The 14,974-nt window shown below is 71.8% G+C and carries 2 protein-coding genes (1 of these 2 running past the window's edge); both read right to left on the reverse strand.

Features of this window, described 5'->3' with window-relative positions; translation table 11 throughout:
• On the reverse strand, window positions 1-13,555 hold the 5' portion of the coding sequence (locus ABG085_RS15300) for a hypothetical protein (protein WP_347976590.1). Its footprint begins 17,879 nt before the window's first position; 13,555 of the gene's 31,434 nt are visible here — the first part of the coding sequence; its start codon is at window positions 13,553-13,555; the stop codon falls past the left edge of the window.
• A 333-nt stretch (window positions 13,556-13,888) separates the two neighbouring features.
• A complete protein-coding gene (ccsB, locus tag ABG085_RS15305) occupies window positions 13,889-14,971 on the reverse strand; it encodes a c-type cytochrome biogenesis protein CcsB (protein WP_347976592.1) in 1,083 nt (360 codons plus the stop codon).
• Window positions 14,972-14,974 lie beyond the last annotated feature (3 nt).

A 14,974-nucleotide genomic window follows, 5' to 3' on the forward strand; every position in this document is an offset into this window, starting at 1 on the left:
TGCCCGAGACCGTCTTGCCGTTGCCGACGTAGGCGCGTGTGTTCCCCTGCGAGCGGGCCTCGGGCTGCAGCAGTTGCACGGCGAGCGTGCCGCCGGCGACGCCGCCGACGTTGGCTGTGGCGTCGTCGTCCGAGGTCGCGGCGATCGTGACGGCGCCCGAGACGATCGCGCCGCCCAGCGCCGCCTCCGTCGTCGCGCCCACCTCGGCGCGGGCGTACGCGACCGCGACGCTCAGGCCGAACCCGATGCTGATGATCTCTGATGCGTCGGCGACGGCCGTGTTGTGCGAGTGGGCGGTTGCCGAGGCAGAGAATCCGCCGGTGACCTGCCCGGCGTAGACCGCTCCGGTGCGCCCGTTGACCGCAGCCTTGGGGAGCTGCACCGTCACGGCCACGGCGCCCACGGTGGGCGCGTTCGAGTCCGACGTCGCGTCGTAGGTCGAGTCGGCGGTGACCGTGAACGCGCCGCTGGTCATCGCCGTGCTGCTTGCCGCATCGCCGCCGGCGATCGTGTCAGCAGAGACTGTGGCGGTCGTGGCGATGCCCGCCATCGCTCCGAGGCCGGCTGCGATGAAGAGGCTGTGGGCGTCGGCCTTCATGATCGCATCGGCGTCGATCGTGATCGATCCCGAGCCGCTGACGGCGCCGTTCAAGAGAGCCCGCACAGCACCCGACACGGTCGCCTCGATCACGACGAATCCCGCGGCGATACCGCCGCCGGCGATGCCCTGCAGCGTGCTGCGCGCGAGGTTCTGCTCGCCCGAGAAGGTCGACAGCAGGGCCTTCACGGTGACGGCGCCCGAGACGTCGACCGACGCCGCCGAGCCGAGGATCGCGAGCGTCTCACCCGAGACGATGGCGCGCGAGCTGACGCCGGTGACGCTGGCCCCCGCCGATACGGTCGCGGACTTCGTCTCGGCGACGGCCTGGTTGCCGGCTTGCGACTGGACGAACAGGCTCGCGGTCTTGGTCGGCGTCGACAGGATGTCGCCGTCGAAGCGCGCCGTTGTCGCGGCTGCCACCTCCGCCAGTGTGATCTGGACCGCGACCGCCGCGGCGATGCCGGCACCGATCGCGAGCGTGTGGGAAGTGGCGCGGTTCGTCGAGGTCGCCTGCACGATGACGGGATCACCGGGTGCACTCACCACCGAGCCTGCCTTGACCTCGGCCAGGGTTGCCGCCGCGGCGGTGATCTCCGCGGTCGAGGCGTTCACCGCGGCCCCCGCGATGCCGCCTATGCCGACCAGCACGACCTCGCTCGTCACCCGGTTGGCGCTGCTGGCCTGGACACTCACGCCGGCGTTGCCTGTCGCGTCGCCTTCGACGGAGGCGGTGGTCGCACCGGCGACTGTGGCGGTCGGCACCGAGACGGCCGCGCCGCCGAGGAGCCCGCCGCCGGCGAGGTCGGTGTGGACTTCGGCGGTGTGGCCGGACGTCGCCGAGAACGAGATCGCGCCGGAGCTCGACATGAGCTGGTCGTTGTTCGCGTCGGACGAGGTGGCGGCGACCATGGCGGCCGACGTGATGACGGCGGTGAGCACGTTCACGCCGATGCCGACGCCGAGCGAGCCGGCGACGAGCAGGACCTTCGCCTGCGCGAAGTTCTGGCCGTTCGCGGTCACCTGCACCGAGCCCGACGAGACGACGTCGCCGTCGAGCGCGGCGACGAGCGCGCTGCCCAGCCGCGCGTCGGCGAACACGACGGCACCCGAGAACGCCATGCTCACCTGGATGCTGTTGACGAGCGCGATCGCCTCGTTGCGGCCGGGCTGGCTGGCACTGACCACGACGGCGCCGGTGGCGGTGATCGACGCGGGTCCTGCGACCCGCGCGGCGACCTCGGCACCGTCGGTGACGACGGCGATGGCGACGGAGGCGTTGAAGGCGGCTCCGGCCACGCCGATCACGTCGACCTGCGCGGATGCCTGCTGCCGGCCGCTGACGGTCACGCTGACGTCGTTCGCCGAGACGCTTCCGCTCAGGAGTGCCGTGGTGTGCCCCGAGACGGTCGCGATGGGGACCATCGCCGTGATGGCGGCGCCACCGATCGAGACGCCGGGTGTGTACGCCCGGACCGCGTTCGTGGCCGATGCGCTCACGGTGACGTCTGCGGTCGGCACCGCGGCGAGGCTCAGGCTTCCCCCGAGCTCGGCCTCGGTGTCGCGATCGCTCGTGGCGACGAGCACGGTGACCCCGACGGCGAGTGCGCCGGTCGAGACGTTGACGGCGAGAGGCGCAATGGTGGAGCGCTCGGCGGACGCTGCGACGATGACGTCGCCGTCGACCGTGCCGGTGGCGAAGGATTCGGCACGGGTCACGCCGGAGTAGGTGATCACGGCGACCACGCCGCTGAGTCCGACCGCGATGCCGCCGGCGACGCCGATCGAGAGGACGGTGGGAACGAACCGGTCGGAGGCCCGCACCTCGAGGCCGCCGATGTGGTCGAGAACGACGGCGCCGACCTCGGCCAGCGCGTTTCCGTCGATCGTGATCACCGCGACCGAGACGCCCGCTGCGCCGGCGCCGACGGTGATGCCGATCGCGTAGACCGACACCTCGCGGTCGGCCCGCGCGTTGACGAACAGCCCGGCGTCTGCCCGGTCGATGAACGATCCGGTGTCGACATGGGCGGTCTGGGCGGCGTGGTCGTTGAGCACGGCGACCTGCCCGGCGATCGCGATGAACCCGCCGGCACCCGCGACGCCGATCTGCGTGGTGCGCTCGGTCGCGAGCGCCTTCACGTCGATACGACCGGGTGCGTCGACGTGCGCTCCGCTGTAGATTCCGGCGTCGGTGTCGAGCCCGATCGTGAGCACCGTGACGCCCGCGCCGATCGCGCCGATGCCACCGGCCACGGCCCCCGCGAGGGCGAAGACCACGAGCTCATCCGTGGCGATCACGCTGACATCCGCGGACTGCGAGTGGACGCTGCCGTAGATGCCCGCCGACGTTCCCGACGGCGGTGCCGGCTGCGTGAAGCGCTGCGTGGTGGGCGACGTCTGGCTGGACGACGCGCCGACGGCGGTGCTCGTGCCGGCCATGGTGTCGTACACCCGGTTCTGGTACGGCGTGCTGCCGGGGCCGGACGGCGCATCGCCGAGGATCGACTTCCAGCCACTGGCCCCACCACCGGCGACCACGTTGTCGGCGTCGCCCTGCGAACTGCTGCCCCCGTAGTTCGTCGGGTCGGAGTCCTCGATGAGCGACCAGTCCGCGGCCGACAGGTCGGGCTGCGCGCCCTTGCTCACGCGCTTGGCGGTGTAGCGCTGCCCGTCGAAGGTGACGACGTCTCCGGTGTTGTACGAGATCGACGAGCTCCAGGTGCCGCGGTCGGGTCCGTTGCCGTCGCTCGAGTACGAGCTCGTGGGCTTCGTCCCGATCGACCACACCGACACCGCCCCGGCGGCCCCGACGAAGCCGGCGCCGACGCTCATCGCGTACGACTGGACGTGCTTGACGCCCAGCGCGTTCACGGCCACGTCGCCCTTTGCCCAGACGTCCGTTCCGGCGGCGAGGTACGCGGTCACGTTGATGCTCGCGACGCCGATGTCGACGCCCCCGGCCGCGCCGACGAACCCGCCGGCGGCACCGCCGGCGAAAGTGACCGAGTCGAAGCGGTCGGCCGCGGTGACCGAGACGCCCTGCTGAGCGGATGCCGCCGAGACGGTGCCGGCCGCGTTGACGGTCGTGGCGAGATCGATGTACGCCTGCGTGTCGACGGTGAAGATGTTCACCCCGACGTTCGCGGTCACGCCGACGAAGCCCGCTCCGACGCCTGCGACCAGGCCGAACAGGCTCTCACGGGAGACGGCCTGGACGGCGAGGCCGTGGAACTCGCCGAACGAGGCGAAGTCGCCCGCTGCGATGAGCCCGTTGCTCACGCCGGCGAGGCCGGCGGCGCCGTGCCCGCCCACCACGATGGTGTTGAACTGGCCGATGACGGCCTTGGTCGTCTTGTCGACGACGGCGACGCCGACCCCGACGCCGACCCCGACGTAGCCGGCGGCCACGGAGGCGGTGACGAGGATGAGCCGGTCGTCCGACCGCGCGAACACGCCGATATCGCCCGTGGCGCGGAGCACGACGTGGTGTCCGGTGCGGGCGATGGTGGATGCCGTGACCACGGTGACGCCGACCGTGCCCGCCACGCCCACGGTGCCGCCGCCGGCGGCGGCGTTGACCGAGACGATGGTGAGCGACGAGTCGGCGACCACGACGATGTCGTCCCGCGCGTTGACGACGGCGTTGTCGCGGATCTCCGCGGTCGTGGTGAGGTCGATCACGCGGACGGCGGCCGAGGCTCCGACCCCCGCCGTGCCGCCGATCGCCAGGGCTGCGGCGAGACCGAGGGTGCGGAACGAGCTGGATGCCGAAACCAGCACCGACTGACCCGTTCCGGCCGACGCGGCGTCGTTGACGCTGCACGTGACGTTGCCGCAGTTGATGAGCGCGGATGCGCCGATCCAGGCGTTCACATCGACCGTCGCGACGGTGACGGAGCCGGAGAGCGTGACGGCCGCGGTGCCCGCGCCGCCCGCCGAGATGCCGATGCCGGCGAGGTAGGTGCTGTCGGTGGCGGTGACGGCCACGCCGGCGAATCCGCTCTGCTGCGGCGTGACGTTCGCCTGCGGTCCGAGGGCCGAGGCATCCGCGGCCGGCAGCGAGCCGGAGGGGACGATGCTGTGGGAGCGGCCGGCGCCGGTCGAGCTGAACACGATCGGCACGATCGGCCCCGCGACGCCGTTGCAGTCGTCGGCGAGTCCGGTGGCCTCGCACTGGGTGCGGGCGAGCTGGAAGTGATCGGGGTCGTCGTCCACGACGTAGTACGTCGCGCCGTCGACGAGGCCGCCGATCGGGGTGCCACCGCCGGCGCTGTAGATGACCGGGTCGCCGACGTCGGCGGTGATGTCGTACGGGAGCACGAGGTAGTTCGTGCCGACGGCGAACTGGGCGGTGAAGCGCGGCGACACATCGGACGGGAGGCCGGGCTGGGTGGTGGGCACGAACCGCTGGTTCTCGCCCATCTTCGCCCCGGCGGGAAGGCTGAGTCCGGTGACGAGGAACCCGGCCTCGCACGAGAATTCGTCGGAGCCCGGCGAGAGCGGAGGCCCGCGCTTGAGGCACAGCTTGATCGCGGTGCTCGAAACGGGCAGCACGTAGTAGGTCCCGCCGTCGGTGAGTCCGGTGATCGGCGCACCGCCGCCGGCGTCGTACACGACCTGCTGCCCGGACTTGAAGCCGTGCTGGTAGCCGAGGTTGATGGTCGCGCCGTCGGCCTTGAGTCCGCCGCCGTTGATCGGGCTCTGCGGGTACGGCGTCGGGTAGCCGCCGAGGGTGGCGCGCGGGTCGAAGCGCGTGTCGGTGCCGTTCGTGTCGAACGGGCCCGAGGCGACCGTGGTGTGGGTCATGTGACCGGCGATCGCGCGAGAGGTGACCCGGGCGCCGTCGCCGATCCAGGACTGCGTCGTCTTGGTCACGACGGGCACTGCGACCCCGGCGCCGACCGCCGCCGTTCCGGCGACCGAGATGTTGCCCGCGATCGTGAAGAGCGTGAAGTCATCGGATGCCGCGACGATGACGTTGCCGCCGGCCGTGACGAGGGCGGATGCCCCGATCCACGCCTTCGTCGTGACGGTCACGACCGGAACGGCGGCGTTCACGGTGACCGCGGCGGTGCCGCCGACCGAGCCGCCCGCCGAGATCGAATCGATCTGCTCGGACGAGGCGGCGCTGACCACGACATCCCCGTTGGCGTTCACGACGCTGCCGCTTCCGATGGAGGCCTGGGTGGTCTTGTCCACCACTTCGACGTCGACCCCGACGCCGACGCCCGCGGTGCCGCCCACGGCCAGCACCCCGGCGAGCGCCAGCACGGTGGTGTGGTCGGATGCCTCGACGACGACGTTCTGCGTGAGGGTCGCGCCGGTGTTGGTGCACGAGACGCCGACGCAGTTGACCCTGGCGCCCGAGCCGATGCTCGCCGTCGTCGTGTCGGTGAGCACGTTGACGGTGACCGACCCGCCGACCCCGACGTTCTGGCCGCCGGCTCCGCCCACGGCGAGCAGCAGGTAGTCGCCGACCTGCTCGGCCTTCACGAGGGTGTCATCCGCAGCCTGAAGGTCGGCACCCGCGAGGATGCTCGCGGTCACGTCGTTGTCCCGCACGTGTACGGTGACGGATGCCCCGATCCCGGGCCCGCTCGTGGACACCGCGAGGTTGCCGCTCGAGAGGGCCGCGTCCACGGTCTTCTTCGCGTGCACCGTGATGTCGTCTCCTGCGCGCAGGACGGCCTGTCCGATGCGCGCGAGCGTCTGCGGGTCGCTGCCGCCCTGGTTGGCCACGACGACGAGCACGGCGCCGGAGGCCGCCACGGAACCGGCGCTGGCGGCACCGGCGACGGCGAGGACGAACCAGTCCTCGATCGACGTCGCCTCTACGCTGACGCTGCCGCCGGCGCGCACCACGGCCTGGTCGGCGATCCAGGCGCGCACATCGGAGTTCGAAATCTCGACCACGACGGTGATGCCGACGCCCGCCGAATCCTTGCTGAGACCGAGCGCCCCGCCCACGTCGACGACGGTGAGCGAGTCGCTCGCCGACACGGCGACGTCCTGCCCGGCGCCGCCCGCGGGGTTCTCCTGGTTGACCTCGGCTGCCGTGCCGATCCAGGCGCGGGTCTGCAGGTTGAAGATGTTGACGATGAACGCGCCGACCACGGCCGCACCGCCGGACGAAGCCGCGCCGGAGATGGCGATGTTCGTCACGGCCGGGAAGTCGATCTTGCTTCCGACCGGTTCGGGCACGTCGGGCACCAGCGGGTCGAGGGTCGTGCCGGCAGTGACCGCGACAGCGCCCGTGGCGTCGACGGCGGTCGGGCTCGCACCGCTCGAGTCGATCCACGCGCGCGTGCCGATCTCGAGGTAGTTCACGAGGAACGCACCGCCGACGGCGGCATCCGACCCGGTTCCCAGGGCACCCGAGATCGCGAGGTTCTGCAGCCGCAGGGGCTGGCTCGCGGTCACGGTCACTCCCCCGGCGGGGGCGTCGATCTCGGCGCCGACGCCGACGGAGGCTTCGGTGGTGAGCAGCAGGATCTGCACGGCTGCGCTGCCGGCGACCGAGGTGCTCTTGCCGCCCGCGGCCGCGAAGGACCAGACGATGAAGTCGTTGTGCGTGCCGTCCGGCGCGACCGCGGCCACCGTCACGCCGGTCTGGCCGGTGACATGCGCGCCGCCGCCGACGACCGCGCGGTTGGCGGCATCCTGCACGTTGAGGCCGATGGTGGCGCCCACGCGCGTGCCGCCGTTCGTGATGTCGATGGCCGTGCCGATCGCGAAGACGTAGGCGCGCTGGGCGAGGAGCGAGCGCACCACGACATCGCCGGTGGATGCCGTGACGACGACGTTCGCCGCGATGCGCGCGGTCGATGTGGCCACCAGCCAGTTCACGCCGACCGCGGCAGCGACGGCGGTCGTGTCGTTGCCCCCGCCGCCGTTGGCGGACTGCCCGGACTGCCCGGCCTGCTGGGTGTTGGCGCCCTGGGCGCCGTTCTGGCCGTTCGTGCCGCCGTTGGACGACGGCACGCCCGCGGTGTCGTCCCGGGTGCCCGCGGTGTTCGGGTTCTTGTCGCCGTTGACCGCCTCGGTGGACTTCTGGTCGCCGGTCTTGGTGTCCTCGGCCTCGGCGCCTTGAGCACTCGCCTCGACCTTGGTCTCAGTGAAGGTCAGCGAGTCCGCCACGACGGCGACAGAGGCGGCCGACGCGTCGCGGGCGAGCTCGGCGAGCGTGTCCCAGCCGACGATCGCGTTGATCGCGATGATGGCGCCGACGGCGGCGCTCTTGCCGGCGGCCTTGGCGTTGCCGTCGGTCCGCACCCGCAGGTGGTGCGTGGCCTTCACGCTGAGAGCGCCCGTGATCGCCGTGGCGGTGCCGGATCCGAGCCGTGAGGTGACGTCGTCGTCGACGCTGATGACCAGCGCCACGACCGGCGCGATCGCCGACGCACCGGTGGAGGCGCTGCCGCCCTCCGCCATGGTGATGAGCTCGCGGAAGCCGAAGGCGTCGATCGTGAGGCCGGTTCCGCCCGTGAGGACGGCGCCGTTCTCGACCTCGGCGCGCACGTCGCTGCCGTCGATGACCTGCAGCACGAAGACGGCCCCGACGCCGGTGGCCTTGCCCACACTCGCCTGCGACGTCGCGGTCGCGGCATCCCTCTCGTTGCTCTCGGCGGTGATGGCGGATGCCGCCGACGAGAGCGTCACCGTCGCACCGGCCGGCAGGAGGGCCTCGGTCTGGTTGCCGAGGACGTTGATCGCGAGGGCTCCGGCCACGCCGACGCTGTCGGCCTTGCTGGCCCCGGCCCGTGCGATCGAGGTGATCTCGTGCTCGAAGAGCCGGAACAGCTGGTCGTCGGTCGGGGCGGCGGGCAGGCGGTCGCCCGACCCCACGGTCACCGACTGGAGCTCCCACTCGTGGCTGCCGTTGCGCTTGTAGAAGCCGGGGGTGTTCGCGCCGTCCTGCCTGGTGAGCGAGAACCAGTCGCCCTCTTCGAGCTCGTCCTTCGGCAGGTCGTCCTTCTTCGCGTACACGGCGGCCGTCTGGAACACCCAGATCGTGCCGATGTACTTCCAGACCGAGTTCGCGGGCTGCCCGTCCTTCTCGGCGGTGAGCAGGAACATGTCGCCATCCGACGGCGAAGCCGGCAGCTCGTCGCCGGCGGTGATCGCGCCGGGCGTCGAGTTGGTCCAGCTCGAACCGTCGAAGGTGTAGATGCCCTCCTGGCCCGATTCCTTGACGTAGGCGGTGTCGTTCTTCGACGGACCGGGCAGCTGCTCCCCCTCGTCGACGATGACCCAGGCTTTCTTCGCGTCGTCCCAGCGACGAACGACGTCGTCGGTGTCGCCGTCGAGCATGCCCGCTTCGACGACCAGCCCGGTCGCTGTGATCGTCGACGCGCCTGTCGTGGCCCGCACGGTGATCTCGACCGCCTGGACGGCGACGCCCGCGCCGATGCCCACCGAGCCCTTCGCCGCGCTGTCGCCGCGGGCGTCGGCCTTCGCGTCGATGTCGGCGAGCGCCCGCAGGCTGACCACGCCGCCCGAGGAGACCGTGATCCCGTCGGCGAACCAGGCACGTGCGGTGGGCGAGACGACGTTGATCGCGATCGCGCCGGCGATCGAGAGCGAGCTGCCGTTGTTGTCGTTGGTGGCCGCCTTCGGCGTCGACGTGGTCGACGTCGACCCCGCGCCGTTCTGCTGCTTCGTGGTCTTCGCCTGGCCGAGGTTGGCATCGGCCTTCTGGTTGACGTCCTTGCCGCCCTGGTCCTTGCCCTCCGAGGGCGCGGCGCCCGACGTCGCCGCCTTGGCGGTCGTCGTGGCGTCGACGCGCTGGTTCGCGGTGAAGGAGGCTGCCCCGGTGGTCGTGAGGCTGCGGGCACTGCCGGCGGAGGCCACGAGGTCGTCGAGGATCGCAAGGGCGAGGGACACTCCGATGCCCGCGGAGGTGCCGGCGACCGTCGACCCCTTCGCGGTCGTCGCGGCGGTGACGGTCTGGGTGGCGGTGGCGGCGATGCTCGACGCGGTGAGCGGAGCGGTGCCGGCGCCGATGGCGGCGGTGGTGTGGACGGTCGCGAGGACGATGGCGACCGCGGGGACGATGGTGACGCTGCCGCCTGCTCCACCGGCTTCCGCATCGGTGGTGAACGTCACTGCGTGCGTGGCGGTGATGCTGAGTGCGCCTGCACCGGTGAGCGGGGGTCCGCGCGTGCCGTTGGCCACGAGGGCGATGCCCGCGTACACCTCGTGGGTCACGAGGTTGAGCCCGAGCGCGGCGCCGATGCCGACCGTGCCGTCGCCGGACTGGTCGGCCTTGCCCGATGCCTTGTCGGTGCTCTTCGAGCCGGCGGTGAAGCTCGCCGTCCCGCCGGTGAGGATCACGCCCTGCAGCGGCTGGTCGACCGGCTGCGGCGCGGGGTCGTTGCTGGCGTCGAGCACGGCCCGCGTGTCTTCGTCGATGATGTTCATCGCGAAGGCCCCGGCGATGCCGAGCGTGCCGCCCGCGCCTGTCGCGCCGGCCTGGGCGGTCGCCTCGAACACGTGCGCGTCGTCGGGCCCGTCCACCTTGACGTTCGCCGTCACGGCGAGTGACTCCGCCTGCAGCGACGCTCCGACCCCGAGGCCCGCCTCGTTGATGAGGCGCACCTTATTGACGGCGACGGCGGCGCCGATGCCCACGGTGGTCGAGTCTGTTGCGGTGCCCTTGGCGATGGCTGTGGCATCCGTGTTGTTCGAGGCGACGAAGGTGACCGCGCCGCCCGTGATGAGCGTGGATCCGGCGAGCAGCATCGCGCGAGACACCGACGTGACCAGGTTGATGGCGATCGCCGCCGCCACCGACACCGACGTGCCGTCCTCGTTCTTCTGCTCGGGTGTCGCCGTGCCGCCGTCGGCGCCGCCCTTGGTCTTCGCGCCGGCGTCGGCGAGCTTGGTGTCGGACTTCGTCTTCACGTTGTCGTTCGTCGCGTTGCCGCCCGTGCCCTCGCCCGGTGCGCCCTTGGCGCTCGCCTCGGCGGTCGTGGTGGTCTTCGAGACGGCCTCGGCCGTGAGCGACACCGGGCCGCTGGCCGAGACGTCACGGGCGATGGATGCCTCGGCCTCGTGATCGACGCTGGCCAGGGCGAACGAGATCGTCAGCGCGAGCGACGAGCCGGTTCCGGCCTTGGTCGCGCCGGTCGCGGACGTCGTCGCCTTCGCGGTCTGCGACGCGGTCGCCGCGAGCGAGGCGAGCGTGAGCGCCGTTCCGGTGAGGACGCCGGCGAAAGTGCGGACGTTGTGGACGGCGATGCTCGCCACGCCCGTGAGCGTCGCGCTCGTTCCGCCGTCCGAACCGCCGACGGTCTCAGTGGTCGCGTCGTCAGAACCCGTCGCGGTCAGTGTGAGGGCGCCGATGCCGGTGGGCGTCGCCCCGGCTGCCACCGCGGCGATGATGTCGTCGCGGATCAGACTGAGCGCGACCGATGCGCCCGCGCCCACCGCGCTGCCGTTGTCCCCGCCGAGCTCCTGCTTTGCCGTCGCCTTCGCGGTGCTCTTGTGGCTGCCGCGGGCCGTGACGGCGACGGCGCGGTTCGCGAACGATCCGGCGCCGTCGATCGTCGCCGAGGTCAGCGCGTCGATCTTCGCCAGGGCGAATGAGCCCGCCACGGCGATCGATCCGCCCGAGGTCTTCTTGCCCGAGACCGCCGTCGCCGTGAACGAGGAGTCCCCGGCGTCCGGCCCCTCGGCGGCGATGGTCAGGCCGCCCGCGGCATCGAGGGCGCCGCCCTGCACGAAGGCCCTCGTCGCGAGATCCGTGATGAGCAGCGCGACGCCGATGCCGACGCCGTTTCCGCTCGCCCCGCCGGTGCCGGTCGTGGTGCCGCCGTCGCCGGTGACCGCGATCGTGTTCTTGCCGCGCGCCGTCACCTTCTGCGCGCCGGTCGTCGTGACCTTGGCGCCCACGATGCGACCGGTCGTGTGGGTGCTCGTCAGCGCCATGCCGAACGCGCCGGCGACGCTGAGCGCGCCGTCGCTCGTGCTCGCCTGGCCGTTGCCGCGGTCGGCGTCGTTCGGACCCTTGTTGCTGTTGTTCTGCGAGGCGCCTCCCGGGCTCGCCTTGGCGGTCGCCGTGACGGTCGCCGTCTGCGACGCGAGGATGTCGAGCGATGCCGCGGAGGTGCCGGTCGCGTTGGTGGAGTCGATCGCGGCATCGGTCGCCTGCACGAGTCGCGCGAACGCGATGCCGGCGCCGCTTCCCGCCTCGTGCGCGTCACCCACCGCGTTCAGCGTGGCGGTGTTCGCCGCCGCGATCCCGAGCGCTCCCCCGATGATCATCCGGGCGTTGCCCGTCACCTTGCCGATCGCGCTCGCCGTCACGCTCAGGATCGCCACCGCGGCGTCGAAGCTGCCGCTCACCGGATCCTCGTCCTTGGACGGGTCGGTCTGCGGCGTCGCTCCGACGTCCACTGTCGAGGTGGCCGAGATCGTCGCCGCGCCGTCGATGTCGACGACCGCGTCGCCGTCGATGGTCGCGGAGGCGTTCGAGGTGACGAACGCGGCGTCGCCATAGTCCTTGATGAGGGTCACGGGTCCGACGACCGACGAGGCCGTCGCAATGAAGGCGCCGGTGGCGGTGATGGCCGCGGCCCCGCGCACGGCGACGATCGCGTCGGCGTTCGCGAGGATGAGGTAGGCGGTGCCCGCGGTGGCATCGGGCACAACGGTGGCCGTCGCCGTCAGCGTGATCCCGCCGGTGGCGGCGCCGCCGTCACCCGTCGCATGGAGCTGGCCGCCGTCGATGATCACCGAGGCGTCGGCGTCGTGGTCGAGGCATTCGGTGATGCTGAAGTCGTCGAAGTCCGTGCAGTCGGCCACATTGACCGGGATGCCGTCGGTGTTGCTCTCGGAGGCGGTCAGCGTGATGTCGCCCGCGCTCAGCGAGCCGGTCACCGTGATCGCCTCGAACTCGGCCACGAACGCCGCGAACCCCAGGATGATGACGTCGACGATGGTCAGCGAGTCGCGCCCGCCGCCGCCCGTGATCTTGAGCACGGTGCCCGTGCCGACCGGGGCCGCGAACGTCGTCGTCTCGAAGGTGCCGTTGGCGCTGCGCAGCTGCAGCTGTCCGGCGGCGGGTCCCGCCTCGAGGATCGCCTCGTCGTCGTCGTCGGCGAGCGCGAACTCGACGCCGGCGCCGGGGTCGTTATCGGCGACGATCGGCTCGATGCCGGCGTACTCGACGCGCGTCGCGCCGAAGTGCATCACGCCGCTCGAGCCGTCCGTCGGCTGCGAGCTGAAGCCGCCGCCGCCGCGGGTGGCGAGCGTGTCGAAGCCTGCCGCACCGTCGAAGCCCACCGTGATCGCGGGGTTCGCACCGCCGAAGTCGATCGTGAACGTGTCGTCGCCGGAGGTGCCGGTCACGCGGATCTCGGAGATCTCGGACAGCGAGCGGGTGACCCCCTCGAACGAGACGGTGCCGTCGCCGTGGAAGACCAGTGATGACGCCGTGCCCGACATCGTGAGCACCCACGGGGCGGGTGCCGGCGGCGCTGCAGGTGCCGAGTCGGCAGGCGCCGGCTCGGACGGCGCGGGGCCGGAGGGCGCGGGATCGGTCGCGGGCGCCGGGTCGACGACCACGGGCTGAGGCGCGGGGTCGGACGGCGCGGGCTCCGGTGCCGGCGCGGGCGCGGGATCGGGGGCCGGCTCCGGCGCAGGCGGAGGGTCGGCGGGCGCCGGCGTCTCGGCCGGAGCCGTGTCGGCCGGGGCCGTCTCGGTCGGCGGTGCGACGTCGGTCGCGTCGAACGGCCGCACGTTCAGGGCCGCGGGCTGCCCGATCATCTCGGGTGCCGGGGTGGACGCGCGTCCCTCGGAGGGCGCCGCAGCGACGAGTGCTGAGGTGGGCGCCGGGTCGGCCTCGCGGGCGAAGGGGGCGGTCGTGGCGGGGGTGGCGTTCGCGTTCGCGGGCACACCGAAGGGGATCGCGATGCTCACCGCGACGGCGATCGCCGTCGCGTACGCAAGCATGGCGAACGCCGCGCCCCGAGAGCGCTTCGTCCCCTGTCCCCAACTCATGACGCGCCTGTCGCTCGAATGACGAAACTGACAACAACGCGCCGGTGCACTCGTTCCGCTTGGCGGCTCCCCCGAACCCCGGCGATGACACATGCATCGAACCCCTGCCCGGTCACCGCCTGCGCGCACCCGAGTGCGAAGCGGACGGCGAACCGAACAGGCGCAAAGCTAGCGCCGCCGCGACGACGGCGTCAAGGGGCTGCGCAACATTCCCCACGCCGCCGTTCATGCCCGCGGGGGAATGTGGCGCCGATCAGCAATTCGGCGCCGGTGCGACGCCGGCGATCAGCTCAGGCCGGAGTAGGCGTGGAGGCCCTTGAAGAACATGTTGACGATGGTGAAGTTGAAGATCACAGCGGTGAAGCCGATGATCGAAAGCCACGCCGACCGCGACCCGCGCCACCCGCGTGTCGCGCGTGCGTGGATGTACCCCGCGTAGAGCACCCAGATCACGAAGGTCCAGACTTCCTTCGTGTCGAAGCCCCAGTAGCGACCCCACGCGTCGTTGGCCCAGATGGAGCCCGCGATGAGCGTGAACGTCCAGAAGATGAAACCCAGGATCGCGAACCGGTAGGCCAGCGATTCGAGGGCCTCGGCGCTCGGAAGCGTCTGCAGGAACCGGGGTCCGGTCTTCGCGGTGGACCCGGCAGAGCTGTCGGCCGCGTCCTGAGCGCGGGCTGCCACGGCAATCCTCGCCTCTCTCCGCGCCTGCATGAGCTGCAGCACCGACAGGCCGAACGCGAGGGCGAACAGGGCGGTCGCGAGGGATGCGACGAAGACGTGGATGACGAGCCAGACCGACTTCAGCGGATCCATGAGCGGCACGATGTCGGTGTAGAACCAGATGGCCGTCCCGCCGAGCAGCACGACGACGAGGCCGGTGATGAACGTGCCGAGGAACCGCAGGTCGTAGCGGAAGAGCACCCCGAGGTACACCGCCACGATCAGCAGCGTCCCGGTGAGCGCGAACTCGTACATGTTCGACCACGGCACCCGGCCGGCGGCGATGCCACGCGTCACGTCACCGCCGAGATGGAAGAGGAAGCCGAGCACCGTCAGCGACGTGCCGATGCGCGCCCAGACCAGCCGCGAGCGGCGGCCGACGGGGGCGTTCAGCGCGTCCTCCGACGCCGCCTCCTGCGCACGCATCTGCTCGATGATCCCGGTGCGCGCCGACCCGCCGCCGGCGGCGACGAGCTCACGGTCGCGCGCCGTCTGGGCCGCGGCATCCTTCGCCTCCACAGCGACGGCACCCCGCCGCGCCAGGTCGACCGCATACGTGATGAACGCCAGGGCGTAGATGGCGATGGCCGTCCAGACCAGCAGCACCGAGACGGAGTCGAGGGTGAGGGGGGAGGCGTCGGGCATGGT

It is taken from the genome of Microbacterium sp. ProA8, assembly GCF_039905635.1.
GTDB lineage: Bacteria > Actinomycetota > Actinomycetes > Actinomycetales > Microbacteriaceae > Microbacterium > Microbacterium chionoecetis.

Coding starts and splice junctions, on each gene's coding strand:
- ccsB (WP_347976592.1), bottom strand. CDS start 14,971: ATGCCCGACGCCTCCCCCCTCACCCTCGACTCCGTCTCGGTGCTGCTG.